The 20686-nt window shown below is 59.4% G+C and carries 21 protein-coding genes and 1 pseudogene; 17 read left to right on the top strand and 5 right to left on the bottom strand.

Annotated features, from left to right (window positions below):
* Window positions 1-301 precede the first annotated feature (301 nt).
* The 5 genes and pseudogenes from ACM6IN_RS16845 to ACM6IN_RS16825 all read left to right on the top strand — a co-directional run.
* Window positions 302-1678, top strand: a pseudogene (locus ACM6IN_RS16845) (phosphomannomutase/phosphoglucomutase); the annotation flags it as partial.
* Between the two features lie 17 nt (window positions 1679-1695).
* Entirely contained in the window at window positions 1696-2601 is a 906-nt protein-coding gene (gene argB, locus ACM6IN_RS16840) for an acetylglutamate kinase (protein ID WP_003229488.1), read from the top strand.
* Between the two features lie 206 nt (window positions 2602-2807).
* Complete coding sequence (locus tag ACM6IN_RS16835; protein ID WP_007920357.1) at window positions 2808-3059, top strand: hypothetical protein; 252 nt, start codon at window positions 2808-2810, stop codon at window positions 3057-3059.
* Window positions 3060-3077: 18 nt separating this feature from the next.
* Entirely contained in the window at window positions 3078-3650 is a 573-nt protein-coding gene (locus ACM6IN_RS16830; RefSeq protein WP_007920355.1) for a hypothetical protein, read from the top strand.
* The gene (locus ACM6IN_RS16825; protein WP_095113219.1) at window positions 3637-4020 is read left to right on the top strand and encodes a hypothetical protein; all 384 of its coding nucleotides are present in this window, start codon (window positions 3637-3639) and stop codon (window positions 4018-4020) included. The genes ACM6IN_RS16830 and ACM6IN_RS16825 overlap by 14 nt, the downstream gene beginning before the upstream one ends.
* Window positions 4021-4296: 276 nt before the next feature.
* Here ACM6IN_RS16825 and pyrE read toward each other — a convergent pair whose 3' ends face one another.
* Complete coding sequence (pyrE, locus tag ACM6IN_RS16820; RefSeq protein ID WP_007920351.1) at window positions 4297-4941, bottom strand: orotate phosphoribosyltransferase; 645 nt, start codon at window positions 4939-4941, stop codon at window positions 4297-4299.
* 82 nt (window positions 4942-5023) lie between these two features.
* Between pyrE and ACM6IN_RS16815 the strand changes: the two genes are divergently transcribed.
* Window positions 5024-5803 (top strand): exodeoxyribonuclease III, encoded by a 780-nt coding sequence (locus tag ACM6IN_RS16815; RefSeq protein WP_007920349.1) that lies wholly within the window; start codon window positions 5024-5026, stop codon window positions 5801-5803.
* Between the two features lie 80 nt (window positions 5804-5883).
* Here ACM6IN_RS16815 and gltS read toward each other — a convergent pair whose 3' ends face one another.
* The 3 genes from gltS to rph all read right to left on the bottom strand — a co-directional run bounded on the left by gltS (window position 5884) and on the right by rph (window position 8568).
* On the bottom strand, window positions 5884-7092 hold the full coding sequence (gene gltS, locus ACM6IN_RS16810) for a sodium/glutamate symporter (RefSeq protein ID WP_007920346.1): 1209 nt from the start codon (window positions 7090-7092) through the stop codon (window positions 5884-5886).
* Window positions 7093-7448: 356 nt separating this feature from the next.
* On the bottom strand, window positions 7449-7817 hold the full coding sequence (locus ACM6IN_RS16805; RefSeq protein WP_007920344.1) for a DUF4870 domain-containing protein: 369 nt from the start codon (window positions 7815-7817) through the stop codon (window positions 7449-7451).
* Between the two features lie 28 nt (window positions 7818-7845).
* The gene (gene rph / locus ACM6IN_RS16800; RefSeq protein ID WP_016985814.1) at window positions 7846-8568 is read right to left on the bottom strand and encodes a ribonuclease PH; all 723 of its coding nucleotides are present in this window, start codon (window positions 8566-8568) and stop codon (window positions 7846-7848) included.
* A 268-nt stretch (window positions 8569-8836) separates the two neighbouring features.
* Here rph and ACM6IN_RS16795 point away from each other — a divergent pair, with 268 nt between their 5' ends.
* The 6 genes from ACM6IN_RS16795 (at window position 8837) to ACM6IN_RS16770 (ending at window position 14140) form a co-directional block, all read left to right on the top strand.
* Window positions 8837-9700, top strand: coding sequence for a YicC/YloC family endoribonuclease (locus tag ACM6IN_RS16795; protein WP_007920340.1), 864 nt, complete (start codon window positions 8837-8839; stop codon window positions 9698-9700).
* 12 nt (window positions 9701-9712) lie between these two features.
* Window positions 9713-10333, top strand: a complete 621-nt coding sequence (gmk, locus tag ACM6IN_RS16790) for a guanylate kinase (RefSeq protein ID WP_007920339.1) — start codon at window positions 9713-9715, stop codon at window positions 10331-10333.
* A 167-nt stretch (window positions 10334-10500) separates the two neighbouring features.
* Window positions 10501-10764 carry a DNA-directed RNA polymerase subunit omega gene (rpoZ, locus tag ACM6IN_RS16785; RefSeq protein WP_007894670.1) on the top strand — a complete coding sequence of 88 codons (264 nt, stop codon included), beginning with the start codon at window positions 10501-10503 and terminating at the stop codon, window positions 10762-10764.
* A gap of 57 nt (window positions 10765-10821) precedes the next feature.
* Window positions 10822-12927, top strand: a complete 2106-nt coding sequence (spoT, locus tag ACM6IN_RS16780) for a bifunctional GTP diphosphokinase/guanosine-3',5'-bis pyrophosphate 3'-pyrophosphohydrolase (protein WP_007920338.1) — start codon at window positions 10822-10824, stop codon at window positions 12925-12927.
* Window positions 12928-12951: 24 nt separating this feature from the next.
* A complete protein-coding gene (locus ACM6IN_RS16775; RefSeq protein ID WP_003229509.1) occupies window positions 12952-13332 on the top strand; it encodes a RidA family protein in 381 nt (126 codons plus the stop codon).
* A 67-nt stretch (window positions 13333-13399) separates the two neighbouring features.
* Entirely contained in the window at window positions 13400-14140 is a 741-nt protein-coding gene (locus ACM6IN_RS16770; protein WP_007920337.1) for a hypothetical protein, read from the top strand.
* Between the two features lie 140 nt (window positions 14141-14280).
* Here the strand turns inward: ACM6IN_RS16770 and ACM6IN_RS16765 are convergent, their stop codons facing one another.
* A complete protein-coding gene (locus tag ACM6IN_RS16765) occupies window positions 14281-15138 on the bottom strand; it encodes an SDR family oxidoreductase (protein ID WP_123376103.1) in 858 nt (285 codons plus the stop codon).
* A gap of 188 nt (window positions 15139-15326) precedes the next feature.
* On the opposite strand from ACM6IN_RS16765, the gene exbB reads away from it, so the two are divergent.
* The 5 genes from exbB (at window position 15327) to recG (ending at window position 20656) form a co-directional block, all read left to right on the top strand.
* Window positions 15327-16280: a tonB-system energizer ExbB gene (gene exbB / locus ACM6IN_RS16760; RefSeq protein ID WP_007920335.1), complete on the top strand. Its 954-nt coding sequence runs from the start codon at window positions 15327-15329 to the stop codon at window positions 16278-16280.
* 6 nt (window positions 16281-16286) lie between these two features.
* Window positions 16287-16715 (top strand): TonB system transport protein ExbD, encoded by a 429-nt coding sequence (gene exbD, locus ACM6IN_RS16755; RefSeq protein ID WP_007920333.1) that lies wholly within the window; start codon window positions 16287-16289, stop codon window positions 16713-16715.
* Entirely contained in the window at window positions 16712-17458 is a 747-nt protein-coding gene (locus ACM6IN_RS16750; protein WP_007920332.1) for an energy transducer TonB, read from the top strand. Before exbD ends, ACM6IN_RS16750 begins: the two co-directional genes overlap by 4 nt.
* Before the next feature lie 183 nt (window positions 17459-17641).
* Window positions 17642-18571, top strand: coding sequence for a hydrogen peroxide-inducible genes activator (locus ACM6IN_RS16745; RefSeq protein WP_007920331.1), 930 nt, complete (start codon window positions 17642-17644; stop codon window positions 18569-18571).
* 9 nt (window positions 18572-18580) lie between these two features.
* On the top strand, window positions 18581-20656 hold the full coding sequence (gene recG, locus ACM6IN_RS16740; RefSeq protein WP_414916392.1) for an ATP-dependent DNA helicase RecG: 2076 nt from the start codon (window positions 18581-18583) through the stop codon (window positions 20654-20656).
* Window positions 20657-20686 lie beyond the last annotated feature (30 nt).

The following is a 20686-nucleotide window of genomic DNA, read 5'->3' as shown; positions in this document are numbered from 1 at the left end:
GGAGCTGCCGCAGGCTGCGATCTTTTGATTTTTAAGATCAAGATCAATAGATCGCAGCCTGCGGCAGCTCCTACAGGGGGAAGTTTCAGGCAGATCAACTGAAAGGTTTAACACCGAAAATCAAGGTTTTGCCGGCCGAAAGCCACGCTAGCCGAGGCGTCATGGCCCTTTCATACCACGAACTCTCTGTGGAAAACGCCGTCATACCCTTCAGTTTGAGCCTGCCGTCGAACGATTCGTCGGTCTGTCCCGCCACTTTCGAGATGGAGCATTTCCGTAGATGAGCACCCCAGCCAAGATTGCCCCGAAGCTGCCCGACAGCATTTTCCGCGCCTATGACATTCGCGGCACCGTGCCGGAATTCCTCAATGCCGAAACCGCTTACTGGATCGGTCGCGCCATCGGCTCGCAGAGCCTGGCCCAGGGTGAGCCGAACGTGTCCGTCGGTCGCGATGGCCGCCTGTCCGGCCCCGAACTGGTTGCCGAGCTGATCCGCGGTATCGCCGAAAGCGGCTGCCACGTCAGCGACGTTGGCCTGGTGCCGACGCCGGCGCTGTATTACGCCGCCAATGTGCTGGCCGGCAAGTCGGGCGTGATGCTCACCGGCAGCCACAACCCGTCGAACTACAACGGTTTCAAGATCGTCATCGCCGGCGACACCCTCGCCAACGAACAGATTCAGGTGCTGCATGAGCGCATCAAAACCAACAATCTGAGCAGCGGCACCGGCAGCGTTACTCAGGTCGAAATCCTCGATCGCTACAACACCGAAATCGTCCAGGACATCAAACTGGCGCGGCGCATGAAGGTCGTGGTCGACTGCGGCAACGGCGCGGCCGGCGTGATCGCCCCGCAACTGATCGAGGCGCTGAACTGCGAAGTCATCCCGCTGTTCTGCGAAGTCGACGGCAACTTCCCGAACCATCACCCGGATCCGGGCAAGCCGGAAAACCTCGTCGACCTGATCGCCAAGGTCAGGGAAAGCAACGCCGACATCGGCCTGGCCTTCGACGGCGACGGTGACCGTGTCGGCGTGGTGACCAACACCGGGAGCATCGTCTACCCGGATCGCCTGCTGATGCTGTTCGCCCGCGACGTAGTCGCACGCAACCCGGACGCCGAGATCATTTTCGACGTCAAATGCACCCGTCGCCTGGTGCCGCTGATCAAGGAGTACGGTGGTCGTCCGCTAATGTGGAAGACTGGTCATTCGTTGATCAAAAAGAAAATGAAACAATCCGGTGCGCTATTGGCCGGTGAAATGAGCGGGCACATCTTCTTCAAGGAACGCTGGTTCGGTTTCGACGACGGCATCTACAGCGCTGCACGGCTGCTGGAGATCCTCAGCAAGGAAAAATCCACCGCGGAAGAGCTGTTTGCGACCTTCCCGAACGATATTTCTACGCCGGAAATCAATATCCATGTGACCGAAGAGAGCAAATTCAGCATCATTGATGCACTGCACGACGCACAGTGGGGCGCAGGCGCTGACCTGACCACCATCGACGGCGTGCGAGTCGATTACGCCAAAGGCTGGGGCCTGGTGCGCGCGTCCAACACCACACCGGTGCTGGTGCTGCGCTTCGAGGCCGATGACGAGGCTGAATTGCAACGCATCAAGGATGTGTTCCACGCCCAATTGAAACGTGTTGCACCTGATCTCCAACTACCGTTCTGATCCACCCGGAGCCCTGAATGACCCTCGAACGCGAAGCCGCCGCCCATACCGCCCAGGTCCTGTCCGAAGCGTTGCCTTACATCCGACGTTATGTCGGCAAGACCCTGGTGATCAAATACGGCGGCAACGCGATGGAAAGCGAGGAGCTGAAAACCGGCTTCGCCCGCGACATCGTCTTGATGAAAGCTGTGGGCATCAACCCGGTGGTCGTGCACGGTGGCGGCCCGCAGATCGGTGATCTGCTCAAGCGCCTGTCGATCGAAAGCCACTTCGTCGACGGCATGCGCGTCACCGACGCCGCGACCATGGACGTGGTCGAAATGGTCTTGGGCGGGCAGGTCAACAAAAGCATCGTCAACCTGATCAACCGTCACGGCGGCAGCGCCATCGGCCTGACCGGTAAAGACGCCGGGCTGATTCGCGCGAAGAAGCTTACCGTGACCCGCCAGACACCGGAGATGACCCAGCCGGAAATCATCGACATCGGGCAGGTGGGCGAAGTGGTCGGGATCAACACCGAACTGCTGAACCTGCTGGTCAAAGGCAACTTCATCCCGGTGATTGCGCCAATTGGCGTGGGTGAGAATGGCGAGTCGTACAACATCAACGCTGACCTGGTCGCCGGTAAAGTCGCCGAGGCCCTGAAAGCCGAGAAGCTGATGCTGCTCACCAACATCGCCGGCCTGATGGACAAGTCGGGCACCGTGTTGACCGGCCTGAGCACTCAGCAGGTCGACGATCTGATTGCCGATGGCACCATCTACGGCGGCATGCTGCCGAAGATCCGTTGCGCGCTGGAAGCGGTTCAGGGCGGCGTTGGCAGCTCGCTGATCATTGACGGGCGCGTGCCGAACGCGATCCTGCTGGAAATCTTCACCGACACCGGTGTGGGTACGCTGATCAGCAATCGCAAGCGTCCTTGATCGGTAATCGCTGAACAGCAAAAGATCGCAGCATTCGTCAGCTCCTACAGAAACGTCGTTTTGTACGAAGTCTCTGTAGGAGCTGACGAAGTCTGCGATCTTTTTTATGCGCGCAAGAAACATCCGATACAACTCAGCGAAACGTCCGACATTCCCTCCGAACAAATCTCCCTAGGATCTTCCCTTCATCCACCGGAGATTGACTCATGCAAAAAGACTACGTCCCTTACGGCAGCGATGTTTCCCCAGGCACTTACGAGTGCGTTGATTGCGGCCATCAGTATTCCAATCAAGCCAAAACCTCGATGCCACCGTGCCCACAGTTTCGCAAAACGGCGCACGCGTTGAATGGCTGGAAAATCCTCACCGGGCAAGGTGATGCGATCAAAGACCCTTATCCAGAACAGCCTGCCAACATCAAAAGCGCCGAGGTCATCACGCCCTCGGACAAAAAATAACTCCGGAGCGCCTGAGCCATGCAGATCTCGTTCACGATCGACGCCGACGCTTTCGAGCTGGAACAAAAGGAACCGGTCAAAAAGACCTTGCGCATTGGCGACGCGGAAATCGCCCACGCCCTGCAGCGTATCGCCAAGGCCAGCCTGACCGAATACCTGAAAATGCTGGTCGAGGGCGGCATGCCCAGCCGGGCCGACGAGGCCAAACAGGATCGCCTGCTCTACCTGATTCAAAGCTACTTCGGACAAACGCTGCCGACGGAATCGCAGATCTCGACGATCTTTCAGCTGACCCAAAGCCAAAGCAAAACCTTGCTGAAGAACACGGTATCGCGCTTTCGCAATCAGCTCGATGACATCCTCCAGCACAGCATGCGTGCCGTGATCGAGACCGCAGAGCACGCGCAAACCGTGTTTCTGGTGGTGATCAGTTCGGACGTGATACGCGATGAGCTGAACATGCTGATCACCCAGAACGAGCCGACCTTCAAACCCATTACCAAGCGCAAGGGCAGCGCCGGGCAGTTCGAGATCAGCGAGGATTCTCACGCCTTGCTCTGCGCGACGTTGGGGCTCAATGCCGTTCAGTGACATCGTCGCGGTCAGTGGCTTGCTGCTGACCCTGACCACGTTCATGTTCAATCTGGCGTGGCCGGCGCTCAGTGAAGCGTTGGCGCTGGATGAATACCAGTCTGGCCCACAGAGCCGAAGGCGAAGTCGAGAGAAAGTAGGGAAGGCGTTTTATTCGCGGGCGCTGCCGTTGACGTGCGCGTTTGTGGGGCTGTTTTACGTCAACCTACCCTCGGCCATTCGCATCTTGAGTACTAGCACACTGGATCTTTGGAACTTCGACGTGAGCAGTACCCTTTACGTGATGGTCGTGTGGGTGCTCCTGGTTTTGGCACTGTTCAACGGGCTGATTGCGGCAAAAATCGCCCTTAAATGGCGGAGTCTCCGCTGAGACAGCGGCGGCTTCACTGTTTCAGGCTTTTTCAACAAACGCTGAAATACTATATTTTAGTGAAATATCGACAAATTTGATGTCGTTGGTGGTTACGGACCCGTGTCAGTAAGACGATTCGTAGAAGACAGCCAAATCCTGGAAGACCGAACACCGGAACAGTGGCAGCAAGATGCTTTTGGTCAGGTTGATGCGCTACTGCGCGCAATACACCTACGCGACTGAATGTTTTCGGCAGCAGCTAATAAAGCCCTGTTCTCACAGGGCCTCTCATCATCAGACGCCGAATTGGGCGCGGTACGCTTCCACAGCTGGCAGGTGTTGCTTGAGCTGCGGATCATCGGCGAGGAACTCCAGCACCTGATTCAGCGAAACAATGCTGATCACCGGGATGCCGAAGTCGCGCTCGACTTCCTGAATCGCCGACAACTCACCGTTGCCACGCTCCTGACGGTTCAAGGCGATCAGCACGCCAGCGGCCTTGGCACCCTCCTGGGAAGCGATGATCTGCATCACTTCGCGGATTGCCGTACCGGCGGTAATCACGTCATCGATGATCAGCACGTCACCGGTCAACGGCGCGCCGACCAGACTGCCGCCTTCGCCGTGAGCCTTGGCTTCCTTGCGGTTGAAGCACCATGGCAGGTCACGGCCGTGATGCTCGGCCAGCGCGACGGCAGTGGTCGCCGCCAACGGGATACCTTTGTAGGCCGGGCCGAACAGGACGTCGAAAGGAATGCCGCTTTCGGCAATGGCTGCAGCGTAGAAACGCCCCAGCTGGGCCAGGGCCGAACCCGAGTTGAACAGGCCGGCGTTGAAGAAGTAAGGACTGGTGCGCCCGGACTTCAGGGTGAACTCACCGAAGCGCAAAACGCCGCGATCGATGGCAAAACGAATGAAATCGCGCTGATACGCTTGCATGAAAAAAACCCCAAATACCACGGATTTAGCTAATTAGCTTGACGCCGTGTATCATACACGCACGCGATTTTTGGGGCCATTTATGCGGATCATCAGTGTGAACGTCAATGGTATTCAGGCTGCAGTCGAGCGTGGTTTGCTCAGTTGGCTGCAAGCACAGAATGCCGACGTCATCTGCCTGCAGGACACCCGTGCCTCCGCCTTTGAACTGGATGACCCAGCCTTCCAACTGGATGGCTACTTCCTTTATGCCTGCGATGCTGAAGTCCCTGCCCAAGGTGGCGTGGCTTTGTACTCGCGGTTGCAACCGAAGGCTGTCATCAGCGGTCTCGGTTTTGAGACGGCCGACCGCTACGGGCGCTACCTGCAAGCAGATTTCGACAAAGTCAGTATTGCCACCTTGCTGCTCCCTTCGGGGATGAACGGCGATGAGGACTTGAACCAGAAGTTCAAGCTCATGGACGACTTCGGCAAGTACCTGGACAAACAGCGACGCAAACGTCGCGAGTACATTTATTGTGGCTCGCTGTACGTGGCGCAGCAGAAGCTCGACATCAAGAACTGGCGCGACAGCCAGCAATCCCCGGGCTTCCTGGCGCCAGAACGCGCCTGGATGGACGAGATTGTCGGCAACATGGGCTATGTCGATGCCCTGCGCGAAGTCAGCCGTGAAGGCGACCAGTACAGCTGGTGGCCGGACAACGAACAGGCCGAGATGCTCAATCTGGGCTGGCGCTTCGACTACCAGATTCTGACCCCGGGCCTGCGGCGTTTCGTGCGCAGCGCACGCCTGCCACGTCAGCCGCGGTTCTCGCAGCATGCGCCGCTGATCGTGGACTACGACTGGACGCTGACCATCTAAGCGTCGTTTCGCAGTACAAAAAATGCCCATATCGCAAGATACGGGCATTTTTTATGCGTCACTTCCAGACAGGATCGAATTCAGACTGCCGCGAAGAACGGTAAGGCCAAATACAGCTTGATCACGATGACATTGATAATGTCGATGAAGAACGCTCCGACCATCGGCACCACCAGAAACGCGATCTGCGAGGGGCCGTAGCGCTGCGTCACGGCCTGCATGTTGGCAATGGCGGTCGGCGTGGCGCCCAGGCCAAAACCGCAATGCCCCGCCGCCAGCACGGCAGCATCATAGTTGCGGCCCATCACCCGGAATGTCACGAAAATCGCGAACAGCGCCATGACCATGGCCTGCATCGCCAGAATGATGAAGATCGGCAGCGCAAGCGCGGCCAGATCCCACAACTTGAGCGACATCAGGGCGATCGCCAGAAACAACGACAGGCTGACATTGCCCAGTACCGAGACTTCACGCTCAAACACCTGATACAAGCCCAATGCTGAAAGACCGTTGCGCAGCACCACGCCGACAAACAGCACACAAACAAACGTCGGTAACTCGAACGCAGTCCCGTGCAACAGGCCATTCAACAGATTGCCCGCCAGCAAGCTCACGGCAATCAGAGCCAGGGTTTCGACAAACGAAAATGGCGTGATCGAGCGCTCTTTGTTCGGCTGCTCAAAACCCTTTGGCAATCGTGGTGCTTCCTGTTGATTGCAACCGGGCACTTCCACACGCTTGATGAGCAAACGCGCGACCGGCCCACCAATCAAACCACCCAGTACCAGACCAAACGTCGCAGAGGCCATCGCCAGTTCGGAGGCAGAGGCCAGACCATACTTCTCACTGAATACCGTGCCCCACGCAGCACCGGTACCGTGACCGCCCGCCAGGGTGATCGAGCCGGTCAGCAACCCCATCAATGGGTCGAGCCCGAGCATTTTTGCCAGCCCGATTCCCATCGCGTTCTGCACCACCAACAGCCCGGTAACGGCCAGCAGGAAGATCCCCACGATGCGCCCGCCCTTCTTCAGGCTGGCGAAATCGGCGCTCAGACCGATAGTGGCAAAAAAGGCCAGCATTAAAGGTGTTTGCAGGGAAGTATCAAAACGAATTTCAATATCGAACGTTCGCAGCAATAACAAAACCAAGGCAACTACCAAGCCACCCGCGACAGGTTCAGGAATATTGTAACTGCGCATGAAGCCAACACGCATAACGAGCCCGCGCCCCAGTAGAAGTACTAAGGAAGCGGCCACAAGCGTTCCGTAAAAATCGAGCTGAATCATTGGGATTATTCTTGGCTATTTATTCAGAGGCGAATTTTTTACCTTCGTCCGCCCCTGAACAGGCTGATTGTCTCAACACTGATTACTCGGAAATTCAAGAGCCTTCGTTGGCTTGAACATATCTTAATATTTCAGAAGAAATATTAGCCGAGCAACTTTAACAATCGTCGGACTTGATTCCAAGGACATGAATCCTAACTAAGCCGATGCAGTTGTGACTAAAAGTGTATATGCGCAAACAATAGGACCCGTCATCGCAACCAGATTATTCCTACATACAATAGCGATTAATTATGCTGCATAAATAAAAATGCCCTGACGGGTCAGGGCATTGGTATTAGAACTTTGCGAGCTTCTTATTTGATCAGCCGCCAGGTAAACGGATATCGGTAAGGAAAACCTTCATTGGCTTTCACACCGGCGATGATCGTCAAAACCAGTGCGCCAATCGCCAGTATCCCCAACAGGAAGAACCCGATGATCAGCACCATCAGCAAGAAGCAGATCAATGAAGCAATGGCGACGGTGATCTGAAAATTCAGCGCCTCCTTGCCTTGAGCATCAATGAACGGGTCTGTCTCGCGCTTCATTTGCCACAGGATCAACGGCCCGATCAAATTGCCGAACGGTATCCAGATCCCCAACAAGGCGGACAAGTGACAAAACATCGCCCACTGGCGAACCTCCTGGCTCGGCTTGGGCAGCAGCTCTTGCTCGTCACTCATCGCGTCCTCCTTGCAGTTATCAATCTGCTCAGTCGGCCAGTGCAGCCTTTTGCAGTTCGAAGATTTCGTTCATGCCTTGCTTGGCCAGTTCCAGCATGGCATTGAGATCTTCAGGCTGGAACGGCGCGCCTTCGGCAGTGCCCTGCACTTCGATGAAACCACCGGTGCTGGTCATCACCACGTTGAGGTCAGTCTCGGCGGCGGAATCTTCAAGATAGTCCAGATCCAGCACGGCCTCGCCCTGATACATGCCGACCGATACCGCACCGATCATTTGCTTGAGCGGATCGCCGCCCTTCAGGCCGCCGCGCTTCTTGATCACTTTCAGCGCATCAACCAGGGCAACCATGGCGCCAGTGATGGAAGCGGTGCGCGTGCCACCGTCAGCCTGGATCACGTCGCAGTCGACGTACAGGGTCACGTCGCCCAGCTTGGACATGTCCAGCGCAGCGCGCAGGGAACGACCGATCAGACGCTGGATTTCCAGGGTGCGGCCGCCCTGCTTGCCACGGCTCGCTTCACGCTGGTTACGCTCGCCAGTGGCGCGCGGCAGCATGCCGTACTCGGCAGTCAACCAACCCTGGCCCTGACCTTTGAGGAAGCGCGGCACGCCGTTTTCGACGCTGACGGTGCAGATGACTTTGGTATCACCGAATTCGACCAGTACAGATCCCTCGGCGTGTTTGGTGTAGTTGCGGGTAATGCGGATCGAGCGGAGCTGATCGGCAGCGCGACCACTTGGACGTTTCATAGGGAATACCTGTACTGGGGACGGAAAACTGCCGAGCATTATAGAGCGCTGCACCGTGCCTGGGCACTCGTTAAAAAATCCGGGCGACGATCGAAGGCCCTGAAACACCCATTACCGACGGGCTGCAGCCCTTTGTCACACCGTGTGTTTGGGCGCATTCGCCGCACTGCGCTACAATCCTGCGCCTTTGCTGCCAGTCGGCTTAAATTCATTGATATCGAGCCTGCGGAACATCTGCTGCGCCGATCTGCATTGCGAGGTCACCGCCATGGTGCACAGCATGACCGCCTTCGCCCGCGTCGAAAAAGCCGGCGCCCAGGGCACCCTGAGCTGGGAACTGCGCTCGGTCAACAGCCGCTATCTGGAACCCCACCTGCGTTTGCCGGAGACGTTTCGCGACCTCGAAGGCGCGGTGCGTGAAGCGCTGCGCCAGGGCCTGTCGCGGGGCAAACTCGAATGCACCCTGCGTTTCACCGAAGAAAGTACCGGCAAAACCCTGCAAATCGATCGCGAGCGCGCCGCGCAGCTGGTCGCTGCGGCCGAAACCATTGCCGGCCTGATCAACAATCCTGCCGCACTCAATCCGCTGGAAGTGCTCGCCTGGCCTGGCGTACTGGTGGGCGACGCGACTGACCCGCAGGCATTGAACGCCGACGCGCTGGCCCTGTTCAATCAAGGCCTGAAAGAGTTGAAGGCCGGCCGCGAGCGCGAAGGCGCGGAGCTGGCACGCTTGATCAACGAGCGCCTGACTTCCATTGAAGAAGACGTGGTGACCCTGCGCGAACTGGTACCGCAGATGCTCGCCACCCAACGCCAGAAAGTCCTCGACCGCTTCACCGACATGAAGGCCGAGCTTGATCCGCAGCGCCTCGAACAGGAAATGGTCATGCTCGCGCAAAAGAGCGATGTGGCCGAAGAACTGGATCGCCTGAGCACCCATATCATCGAAGTGCGCCGGGTACTGAAGTCCGGCGGTGCGGCCGGACGCCGCCTTGATTTCCTGATGCAGGAACTCAACCGCGAAGCCAACACATTGGGCTCCAAGGCCTTCGACCCGCGCAGCACCCAGGCCGCCGTCAACCTCAAGGTGTTGATCGAGCAGATGCGTGAACAAGTGCAGAATATTGAGTAAGGCAACCCCGACATGACCCACAGCACCGGCACCCTGTACATCATTTCCGCGCCATCGGGCGCGGGCAAAAGCAGCCTGGTCAAGGCTTTGACCGACGCCATACCGGAAATTCGCGTTTCGGTTTCGCACACCACCCGCGCCATGCGTCCGGGTGAAGTGGACGGTGTGAACTATCACTTCGTGACCCGCGAAGAGTTTGTGAAGATGGGCGAGCATGGCGACTTCCTCGAACGCGCCGAAGTCTTCGGCAACTTCTACGGCACCTCGCAAAGCCGCCTGCAGCAGACGCTGGACGAAGGTCACGACCTGATTCTGGAAATCGACTGGCAAGGCGCCGAGCAAGTGCGCAAGCTGATGCCGCAAGCACGCTCGATCTTTATCTTGCCGCCGTCGCTTCAAGCCCTGCACCAGCGCCTGACCAATCGTGGTCAGGACAGCGACGAAATCATTGACGGCCGGATGCGCGAAGCGGTCAACGAGATGAGTCACTATGTCGAGTACGACTACCTGATCATCAACGACGATTTTGCTCACGCACTGGACGATCTGAAGGCGATTTTCCGCGCCAATCAACTCCAACAGAAACGCCAGCAGGTGCGTTTCGGCAAATTGCTTGCCGAATTGCTCGGTTAATCAGCACTTCCCAAAACGCCTGCAAGCGCTTTACATTGGTGCTTGCAGCGCGTTGAAGGGCCTGGTCAAAAAATCAGCGCTTCCCTAATCGCTGGTGATTTTTTAAACTGTTGAGTCCGCTCGCCCAACCGGGCAGCGCGCATATTGCATTCGCTCCGAGGAATACCATGGCCCGCGTAACCGTTGAAGACTGCCTGAACCACGTGGAAAACCGTTTTGAGCTGGTCATGCTCTCTACCAAACGTGCCCGTCAACTGGCCACCGGCGGCAAAGAGCCACTGGTTCAGTGGGAAAACGACAAGCCTACCGTTGTTGCCCTGCGTGAAATCGCTGAAGGCCTGATGAGCTACGAGTTCATCGCCAACGCTGAGATCGTCGAAGACGAACCGCTGTTTGCAGCGTTCGAGGACGAGTCCAACGAGGCCGTCTAAGCCTATGCCTGGTCGACGTAGCACGGCGCGGGGTCACAGCCTACGGCAGGAATTATCATGCCGAGCATAGACGCCCTCGCCGATCGCTTATCGACCTACCTCGGCAACGACCAGGTCAACCTGGTCCGCCGAGCGTATTTCTACGCCGAACAAGCCCATGACGGCCAACGCCGTCGCAGCGGCGAGGCGTACGTCACGCATCCTCTTGCCGTGGCGAATATTCTTGCCGACATGCACATGGACCATCAGAGCCTGATGGCCGCGATGCTGCATGACGTGATCGAAGACACCGGTATTGCCAAAGAAGCGCTGCAAGCGCAGTTCGGTGAAACCGTGGCCGAACTGGTCGACGGGGTCAGCAAACTGACTCAGATGAATTTCGAGACCAAGGCCGAAGCCCAAGCCGAAAACTTCCAGAAAATGGCCATGGCCATGGCACGCGACATTCGCGTGATCCTGGTCAAGCTCGCCGACCGCCTGCATAACATGCGCACGTTGGAAGTGCTGTCCGGCGAAAAACGCCGCCGGATCGCCAAGGAAACCCTCGAAATCTACGCGCCCATCGCCAACCGGCTGGGCATGCACGCGATCCGCATCGAATTCGAAGACCTTGGTTTCAAGGCCATGCACCCGATGCGTTCCGCGCGGATCTACCAGGCGGTCAAACGCGCCCGGGGCAACCGCAAGGAAATCGTCAACAAGATCGAAGAATCCCTTGGCCATTGCCTCGCCATCGACGGTATCCAGGGCGAAGTCAGCGGTCGCCAGAAACACCTCTACGGCATCTACAAGAAAATGCGCGGCAAGCGTCGGGCCTTCAACGAGATCATGGACGTCTACGCGTTCCGGATCATCGTCGACAAGGTCGATACCTGCTACCGCGTACTCGGCGCTGTACATAATTTGTACAAGCCGTTGCCGGGGCGCTTCAAGGATTACATCGCGATCCCCAAGGCCAACGGCTATCAGTCGCTGCACACCACGCTGTTCGGCATGCACGGTGTACCGATCGAGATCCAGATCCGTACCCGTGAAATGGAAGAGATGGCCAACAACGGCATCGCCGCGCATTGGCTGTACAAATCCAGCGGCGACGAGCAGCCGAAAGGCACTCACGCCCGAGCCCGCCAGTGGGTCAAAGGCGTGCTGGAAATGCAGCAACGTGCCGGCAACTCGCTGGAATTCATCGAAAGCGTGAAGATCGACCTGTTCCCGGACGAGGTCTACGTGTTCACGCCCAAAGGCCGGATCATGGAGCTGCCCAAAGGCTCCACGGCGGTCGACTTTGCCTACGCGGTCCACACCGACGTCGGCAACAGCTGCATCGCCTGCCGGATCAACCGCCGTCTCGCGCCGCTGTCCGAACCGCTGCAAAGCGGCTCAACGGTCGAGATCGTCAGCGCCCCCGGCGCCCGGCCGAATCCGGCGTGGCTCAATTTCGTCGTCACCGGCAAGGCCCGCACGCACATCCGCCATGCGCTGAAACTGCAACGTCGCTCCGAGTCCATCAGCCTCGGCGAACGCCTGCTGAACAAGGTGCTTAACGGTTTCGACAGTTCGCTGGAGAAGATCCCGGCCGAACGCGTCAAAGCCATGCTCACCGAGTACCGCCTCGAACTGATCGAAGATTTGCTTGAAGACATTGGCCTGGGCAACCGCATGGCCTATGTGGTCGCCCGCCGCCTGCTCGGCGAAGGCGAACAGTTGCCAAGCCCGGAAGGCCCGCTGGCGATTCGCGGCACCGAAGGCTTGGTGCTGAGCTACGCCAAATGCTGCACGCCGATCCCGGGCGACCCGATTGTCGGGCACCTGTCGGCGGGCAAAGGCATGGTCGTGCACCTGGACAACTGCCGCAACATCAGCGAAATCAGGCACAACCCGGAAAAATGCATCCAGCTCTCGTGGGCCAAGGATGTCACCGGCGAATTCAACGTCGAACTGCGCGTCGAGCTGGAACACCAGCGCGGCCTGATCGCCCTGCTGGCCAGCAGCGTCAACGCGGCCGACGGCAATATCGAGAAAATCAGCATGGACGAACGCGATGGTCGCATCAGCGTTGTCCAGTTGGTGGTCAGCGTCCACGACCGTGTGCACCTGGCCCGCGTGATCAAGAAGCTGCGCGCCTTGACCGGGGTGATCCGCATCACCCGCATGCGTGCATAACTCAACCATTACAAGGAGTCATACATGACCAAGACCGTTATCACCAGCGACAAGGCCCCGGCCGCCATCGGCACTTACTCCCAGGCGATCAAGGCCGGCAACACCGTTTACATGTCGGGTCAGATTCCGCTGGACCCAAAAACCATGGAACTGGTTGAAGGCTTCGAAGCCCAGACCGTCCAGGTGTTCGAGAACCTCAAAGCCGTGGCCGAAGCGGCCGGCGGTTCGTTCAAGGACATCGTCAAACTGAACATCTTCCTCACCGACCTGAGCCACTTCGCCAAGGTCAACGAGATCATGGGCAAGTACTTCGACCAGCCATACCCGGCCCGCGCCGCCATTGGCGTTGCCGCCCTGCCAAAGGGTTCGCAGGTTGAAATGGATGCCATTCTGGTCATCGAGTGATGCGCACGGCGCGGCCTTCAACCGCCGCGCCGACTGCTGCAAGAAAAGGTTTTGAAAGGATTCCACCATGCGCAAAGCGCTAGCTCTCCCGCTGCTCGCCATTTTCCTCGGCGGCTGCGCCAGCAACCCTGCCGACCGTGATATCAGCGGCACCTGGATCAACCAGGTGGCGATTGATGCTGCAGCCAAGGGCGGCCCCCTGCGCGAAGCGCTTCAGGCTTACGGCCCGAACCTTGAGTGGGACGTCAACACCAAGGCCGGTCAGGCCCGCTACACCAACGGTTTTGAGAACGTCGAAGGACGGCTGCTGGGTGAAAAATCCGGCGCCTGGAAAGTCGACTTCTATGGCAGCTCCGCCAGTGAGCTGAAACGCGACGGCGGGCAGCTGCAGCAAGCCGCCAGCGATAACGAACCGGAGCAGGTTTTCGACCGTGCACAGATTCCGGTGCCGGAAGGTGCACCGATCGGTGCCAGTTTCGAACGCGCACTGTATTCCGCCTACATGGGCGGCAACTGGACAATCGCCAGCGGTCAGGGCGAAGGCGGCACTGTGCAGTTCCAGGCTGATGGCCAGGTCTCCGGTTTGCCGGGGGCCGACCGTTATGCCTTGTGCCTGGCAGGTGATTGCGCTTCGATGAGCAGCACCAACGACAACATGTGGTTGCAGCTCAACGGTCAGGGCAATGCCTACATCTTTGCGCGCAAGGGCAAGGAGCTGGAGATTTTCCAGGCGGTGAACACCGCGCTGGCAGATGAAATGCCGCAATACACGCCGGGCGAGCGCAAGTGGTTGCTGGAGAAGCAGTAACCCGGACCACAATCCGCTGAGATCCCCTGTAGGAGTGAGCCTGCTCGCGATAGCGGTGTAACAGTCAGCATAAGTGTTGAATGTTAGACCGCTATCGCGAGCAGGCTCACTCCTACATTTGTTTTTGGGGTGTCAGGAAGTCAGCATTTACCTTCGAGGATCGCAGCGTAACCTTCGCGATAGCTTGGGTACTTAGGCGTCCAGCCCAGCGCCTTCACCCGCGCATTGCTGCAGCGTTTGCTGCCGGTACGGCGAACGCTGGCGTCGTCGGCCCATTCGGTAACGCCCAGATACTCGCGCAGCCAGCCCACGACCTCAGCTAAAGGTGCCGGTGCATCGTCGACACCGATGTAGATCTTCTCCAATTGCACGCCCTGCCGTGACTTTTCCAGCAGAAACGCCAACAGTCCCGCCGCGTCATCGGCGTGAATGCGATTGCCATACAGCGGCGGCTCGACGGCTACGCGATAACCGCGACGCACCTGAGTCAGCAGCCATTCCCGACCCGGGCCATAGATCCCGGTCAGGCGCAGGATGCTCGCAGGAATGCCACTGTTCAGCGCAACCTGCTCCGCTTCGAGCATCAGCCGCCCGGAATAACCGGCAGCGATCGTCTCGGATGCTTCGTCAACCCACTCACCCTCCTGCTGGCCATAAACACTGCTACTGGACACGAAGATCAGTTGCTCAGGCACCTGACCATAGTCATCCAGCCAGCTCAGCACATTCTGCAAACCCTGCACATAAGCCGCACGATAACCGGCCTCATCGTGATCAGTAGCCGCGGCGCAATACACCAGATAGTCCACTGCCCCCACCGGCCAGGTGGCCGGGCAGTCTTCGTTGAACAGGTCGCCAGCAACGCCGATCACCCCAGCAGGCAGCTTCGAAACGTCCCGGCGCAGGCCATGAACTTCCCAGCCAGCCGCCAGCAATTGCTTGGCCAGACGACTGCCGACATCACCACAACCGGCAATCAAAACAGAAGGCGCGGACATTAAAAAACTCCCATCGGAAAGACACAGACTAGCCTCGGGACAGGACGAGCGGCTAGCAATGCAGGAAAAAAAGATACTCTATTACTTTTGTTAACAAGAATTACTTGCAATAATGCACGCCACTTTTGTTCTCGGCCTTACGAGGCCTGGTAGAGCATCACCGTTTTTCTATCTCAGGTCCGGCCAGCATGACACGTAATCAAACCTCCGCTTCGCCAACCAATCGACCTCGCGCCTGGAGCGCGGTGGCAGCGCTGCTGCTCAGCCTGATGCTGGCACCGACCGCCGCTTTCGCCGACGCCCAGGCACCTGCAACGCCAGCCGCCACCGAGCAAAGCGCACCAGCCGCCGCTCCGGCTGCCCCGGCCGCTACCGATCCGGTGCAAACGGTTGACGCTGCCGACGTTCCTGAAGTTCTCGAAGCCGACAACAGCCTGGGCATGGCCCACGACCTGTCGCCGTGGGGCATGTACCAGAACGCCGACATCATCGTGAAAATCGTGATGATCGGTCTGGCCATCGCTTCCATCATCACCTGGACCATCTGGATCGCCAAAGGCTTCGAGCTGATGGGTGCCAAGCGTCGTCTGCGTGGCGAAATTGCCGCCCTGAAGAAAGCCACCACCCTCAAAGAAGCCAGCGCCACCGCCGGCAAGGAAGGCACCCTCGCCAACCTGCTGGTGCACGACGCGCTCGAAGAAATGCGCCTGTCGGTCAACAGCCGCGAGAAAGAAGGCATCAAGGAACGCGTGAGCTTCCGTCTCGAGCGCCTGGTTGCCGCCTGCGGTCGCAACATGAGCAGCGGCACCGGCGTCCTCGCCACCATCGGTTCCACCGCACCGTTTGTCGGCCTGTTCGGTACCGTTTGGGGCATCATGAACTCCTTCATCGGCATCGCCAAAACCCAGACCACCAACCTTGCCGTCGTGGCGCCAGGTATCGCTGAAGCGCTGCTGGCCACCGCACTGGGTCTGGTTGCCGCGATCCCGGCCGTAGTGATCTACAACGTCTTCGCCCGCTCCATCGCCGGTTACAAGGCGCAGGTTTCCGACGCCTCGGCAGAAGTGCTGCTGCTGGTCAGCCGTGACCTTGATCACCAGCCTGAGCGCAGCTCGCAGCCGCACATGGTCAAAGTGGGGTAATCGGCCATGGGCCTGCATTTGAAAGAAGGCGCAGACGACGATCTGGCCGAGAACCACGAAATCAACGTCACGCCGTTCATCGACGTGATGCTGGTGCTGTTGATCATCTTCATGGTGGCCGCTCCGTTGGCCACCGTGGACATCAAAGTCGACCTGCCCGCCTCGACCGCCAAACCGGCACCGCGGCCAGAGAAACCGGTGTTCCTCAGCGTCAAGGCTGACCAGCGCCTGTACATCGGCGACGATGAAGTCAAAGCCGAAACCCTTGGCGCCGTTCTCGACGCCAAGACCCAGGGCAAGAAAGACACCACCATCTTCTTCCAGGCCGATAAAGGCGTGGACTACGGCGACCTGATGAGCGTGATGGACAAACTGCGCTCTGCCGGTTACCTGAAGGTCGGTCTGGTCGGACTTGAGACGGCAGCCAAGAAATGATCACGACGCGCCATAAGCTGACGCGTTACAGCGGTAGCCTGGCCGTGGTGCTGGGCGTTCACGCGCTGGCCATCGCGCTGGCGCTGAACTGGACCGCCCGCCCGCCCATCGAATTGCCGCCGCAGGCAATGATGGTCGAGCTGGCGCCGGTTCCGGCCCCGCCACCGCCTGCTCCGCCGAAAGTCGTCACACCGCCGCAGCCACCGGCTCCGGTTGAAGAGTTGCCGATTCCGAAGCTGGCCGAAGCACCGAAAGCGGAAATCGCGGTGCAGAAACCCAAGCCGAAGCCCAAGCCTAAACCGCCGAAGCCGGTCGAGAAGAAGCTGCCTGATCCACCGAAGGAAAAACCTTCCGAGGAGAAGCCGGCCGATACACCGCCGACCCCGGCACCGACGGAGAAATCCGCTGCACCGGCGCCCGGCCCGTCGCCGGCACAGTTGGCAGCCAAGGCCAGTTGGCAAGGCACTCTGCTTGCGCATTTGGCCAAGTACAAGAAGTACCCGCAAAGTGCACAGGCGCGGGGCAAGGAAGGCTTGAACCGTCTGCGCTTCGTGGTCGATGCCGAAGGTAATGTGCTGTCGTTCGAACTGGTGGGCCGCTCGGGCAACGCCGATCTGGACCGGGCTACCCTGGAAATGATCCGTCGTGCGCAGCCGCTGCCCAAGCCACCGGCCGACATGCTCAACAACGGCTCGATCGAAATTGTTGCGCCGTTTGTTTACTCCCTCGAACGCCGCCGTTAAGTAGCAAGATCAAAAGATCGCAGCCTTCGGCAGCTCCTAAAGGGAAATGCATTCCAATGTAGGAGCTGCCGAAGGCTGCGATCTTTTGCTTTATGCCGTAGTCGCATTGAGCGCTCAGTCTGATAACGTGCGTCTATCGATTGCAGCCGGTATGCTTGGCCCGCATCTTCATGGACGCTTGCTATGACCCTCACAGAATTACGCTACATCGTTACCCTCGCCCAAGAGCAGCATTTCGGCCACGCCGCCGAACGTTGCCACGTCAGCCAGCCGACCCTGTCGGTGGGCGTGAAGAAACTTGAAGACGAACTCGGTGTGCTGATTTTCGAGCGCAGCAAAAGTGCCGTACGCCTGACCCCGGTCGGCGAAGGCATCGTCGCCCAGGCGCAGAAAGTCCTTGAGCAGGCTCAAGGCATCCGCGAATTGGCCCAGGCCGGCAAGAACCAGCTGACCGCGCCGCTGAAAGTCGGCGCGATCTACACCGTCGGCCCATACCTGTTCCCGCACCTGATTCCGCAACTGCACCGGGTCGCTCCGCAGATGCCGTTGTACATCGAAGAAAACTTCACCCACGTGCTGCGCGACAAACTGCGCAACGGCGAGCTCGACGCGATCATCATCGCCCTGCCGTTCAACGAAGCCGACGTGCTGACCCTACCGCTCTACGACGAGCCGTTCTACGTCTTGATGCCGGCCCAGCACCCGTGGACACAGAAAGAAACCATCGACGCCGGCCTGCTCAACGACAAGAGCCTGCTGCTGCTCGGTGAAGGCCACTGCTTCCGCGATCAAGTGCTGGAAGCCTGCCCGACCCTGACCAAGGGCAACGACGGCGCCAAGCACACTACGGTCGAATCCAGCTCGCTGGAAACCATTCGGCACATGGTCGCCTCCGGTCTGGGCATCTCGATCCTGCCGTTGTCGGCGGTCGACAGCCATCACTACGCCCCCGGCGTGATCGAAGTGCGTCCGCTGTCGCCGCCGGTGCCGTTCCGCACCGTGGCCATTGCCTGGCGCGCGAGCTTCCCACGGCCGAAAGCCATCGAGATCCTCGCCGACTCCATTCGCCTGTGTTCGGTGGCCAAGCCAGCGGCACCGGTTACAGCCGGTTAAGCGAGCGTCATGACGGAGCTGTCGCAAGTGTCGGTGACGGCACTCAAGGGTGTCGGCGAAGCCATGGCCGAGAAATTGGCCAAGGTCGGCCTGGAGAATCTGCAAGACGTGCTGTTTCACCTGCCGCTGCGTTATCAGGATCGCACCCGCGTGGTGCCAATCGGCGCGCTGCGGCCGGGGCAAGACGCCGTGGTCGAAGGCACCGTCAGCGGCGCCGACGTGGTCATGGGTCGCCGGCGCAGCCTCGTTGTGCGTTTGCAGGACGGCACCGGCGGCCTCAGTCTGCGCTTCTACCATTTCAGCAACGCGCAGAAAGAAGGCCTCAAGCGCGGCACCCGCGTTCGCTGCTACGGCGAAGCCCGGCCCGGTGCGTCAGGACTGGAAATCTACCACCCGGAATACCGCGCCATTACTGGTGACGAACCGCCGCCCGTGGATGAAACCCTGACCCCGGTCTACCCGCTCACCGAAGGCCTGACCCAAGCGCGTCTGCGTCAGCTGTGCATGCAGACGCTGACAATGCTCAAGCCAGACACCCTGCCCGACTGGCTGCCCACCGAACTGGCCCGCGACTATCAACTCGCGCCGCTGGCCGATGCGATCCGCTACCTGCACAACCCGCCCGCCGATGCCGACGTCGACGAACTCGCCCTCGGTCATCACTGGGCCCAGCATCGCCTCGCCTTCGAAGAACTGCTGACCCATCAACTGTCGCAACAGCGTCTGCGCGAAAGCATGCGTTCGCTGCGCGCGCCAGCGATGCCGAAAGCGAAAAAACTGCCGCCGAAGTATCTGGCCAACCTCGGCTTCAACCCGACCGGCGCACAACAGCGTGTCGGCAACGAAATCGCCTACGACCTCAGCCAGCACGAACCGATGCTGCGACTGATTCAGGGGGACGTCGGCGCGGGTAAAACCGTGGTCGCGGCTCTCGCTGCATTACAGGCGCTGGAGGCCGGTTACCAAGTCGCACTGATGGCGCCGACCGAGATTCTCGCCGAACAGCATTTCATCACCTTCAAGCGCTGGCTCGAACCGCTGGGCATCGAAGTCGCGTGGCTGGCCGGCAAGCTCAAGGGCAAGAACCGCGTCGCCGCGCTGGAGCAGATTGCCAGCGGCACGCCAATGGTGGTCGGCACTCACGCGCTGTTTCAGGACGAAGTGCAGTTCAAGAATCTGGCCCTGGTGATCATCGACGAACAGCACCGCTTTGGCGTGCAGCAGCGTCTGGCGTTGCGGCAGAAAGGCGTCGGCGGGCGCATGTGCCCGCATCAACTGATCATGACCGCCACACCGATTCCACGGACATTGGCGATGAGTGCCTACGCCGACCTCGACACTTCGATCCTCGACGAACTGCCGCCGGGTCGAACCCCGGTCAACACCGTGCTGGTCACCGATACGCGCCGCGTCGAAGTCATCGAACGGGTGCGCAGCGCCTGCGCCGAGGGCCGTCAGGCCTATTGGGTCTGCACGCTGATTGAAGAATCGGAAGAGCTGACCTGTCAGGCCGCCGAAACCACGTTTGAAGACCTCACTCTGGCCCTCGGCGAGCTGAAAGTCGGGCTGATTCACGGGCGCATGAAACCCGTCGAGAAGGCCGCCGTCATGGCCGAATTCAAGGCTGGCAACCTGCAACTGCTGGTCGCGACCACGGTGATCGAAGTCGGCGTCGACGTGCCCAACGCCAGTCTGATGATCATCGAAAACCCCGAGCGTCTTGGCCTCGCACAACTGCACCAATTGCGCGGCCGCGTTGGCCGGGGCAGCGCCGCCAGCCATTGCGTGCTGCTCTACCATCCGCCGCTGTCGCAGATCGGTCGCCAGCGCCTGGGCATCATGCGCGAGACCAACGACGGCTTCGTCATCGCCGAAAAAGACCTCGAACTGCGCGGCCCCGGGGAAATGCTCGGCACTCGCCAGACCGGCCTGCTGCAATTCAAGGTCGCCGACCTGATGCGCGACGCCGACCTGCTGCCAGCCGTCCGCGACGCCGCGCAAGCTCTGCTGGAACGCTGGCCGACCCACGTCAGCCCATTGCTCGACCGCTGGCTGCGCCATGGGCAGCAATACGGCCAAGTGTGAGCACCGTCGCAGTTTCTGAAGGATCGTTCC

The organism is Pseudomonas sp. IT-P395, assembly GCF_949767675.1.
Classification (GTDB): domain Bacteria; phylum Pseudomonadota; class Gammaproteobacteria; order Pseudomonadales; family Pseudomonadaceae; genus Aquipseudomonas.
Note: the sequence above shows the minus strand (reverse complement) of the source record. Positions and strands in the feature narration are given on the sequence as shown.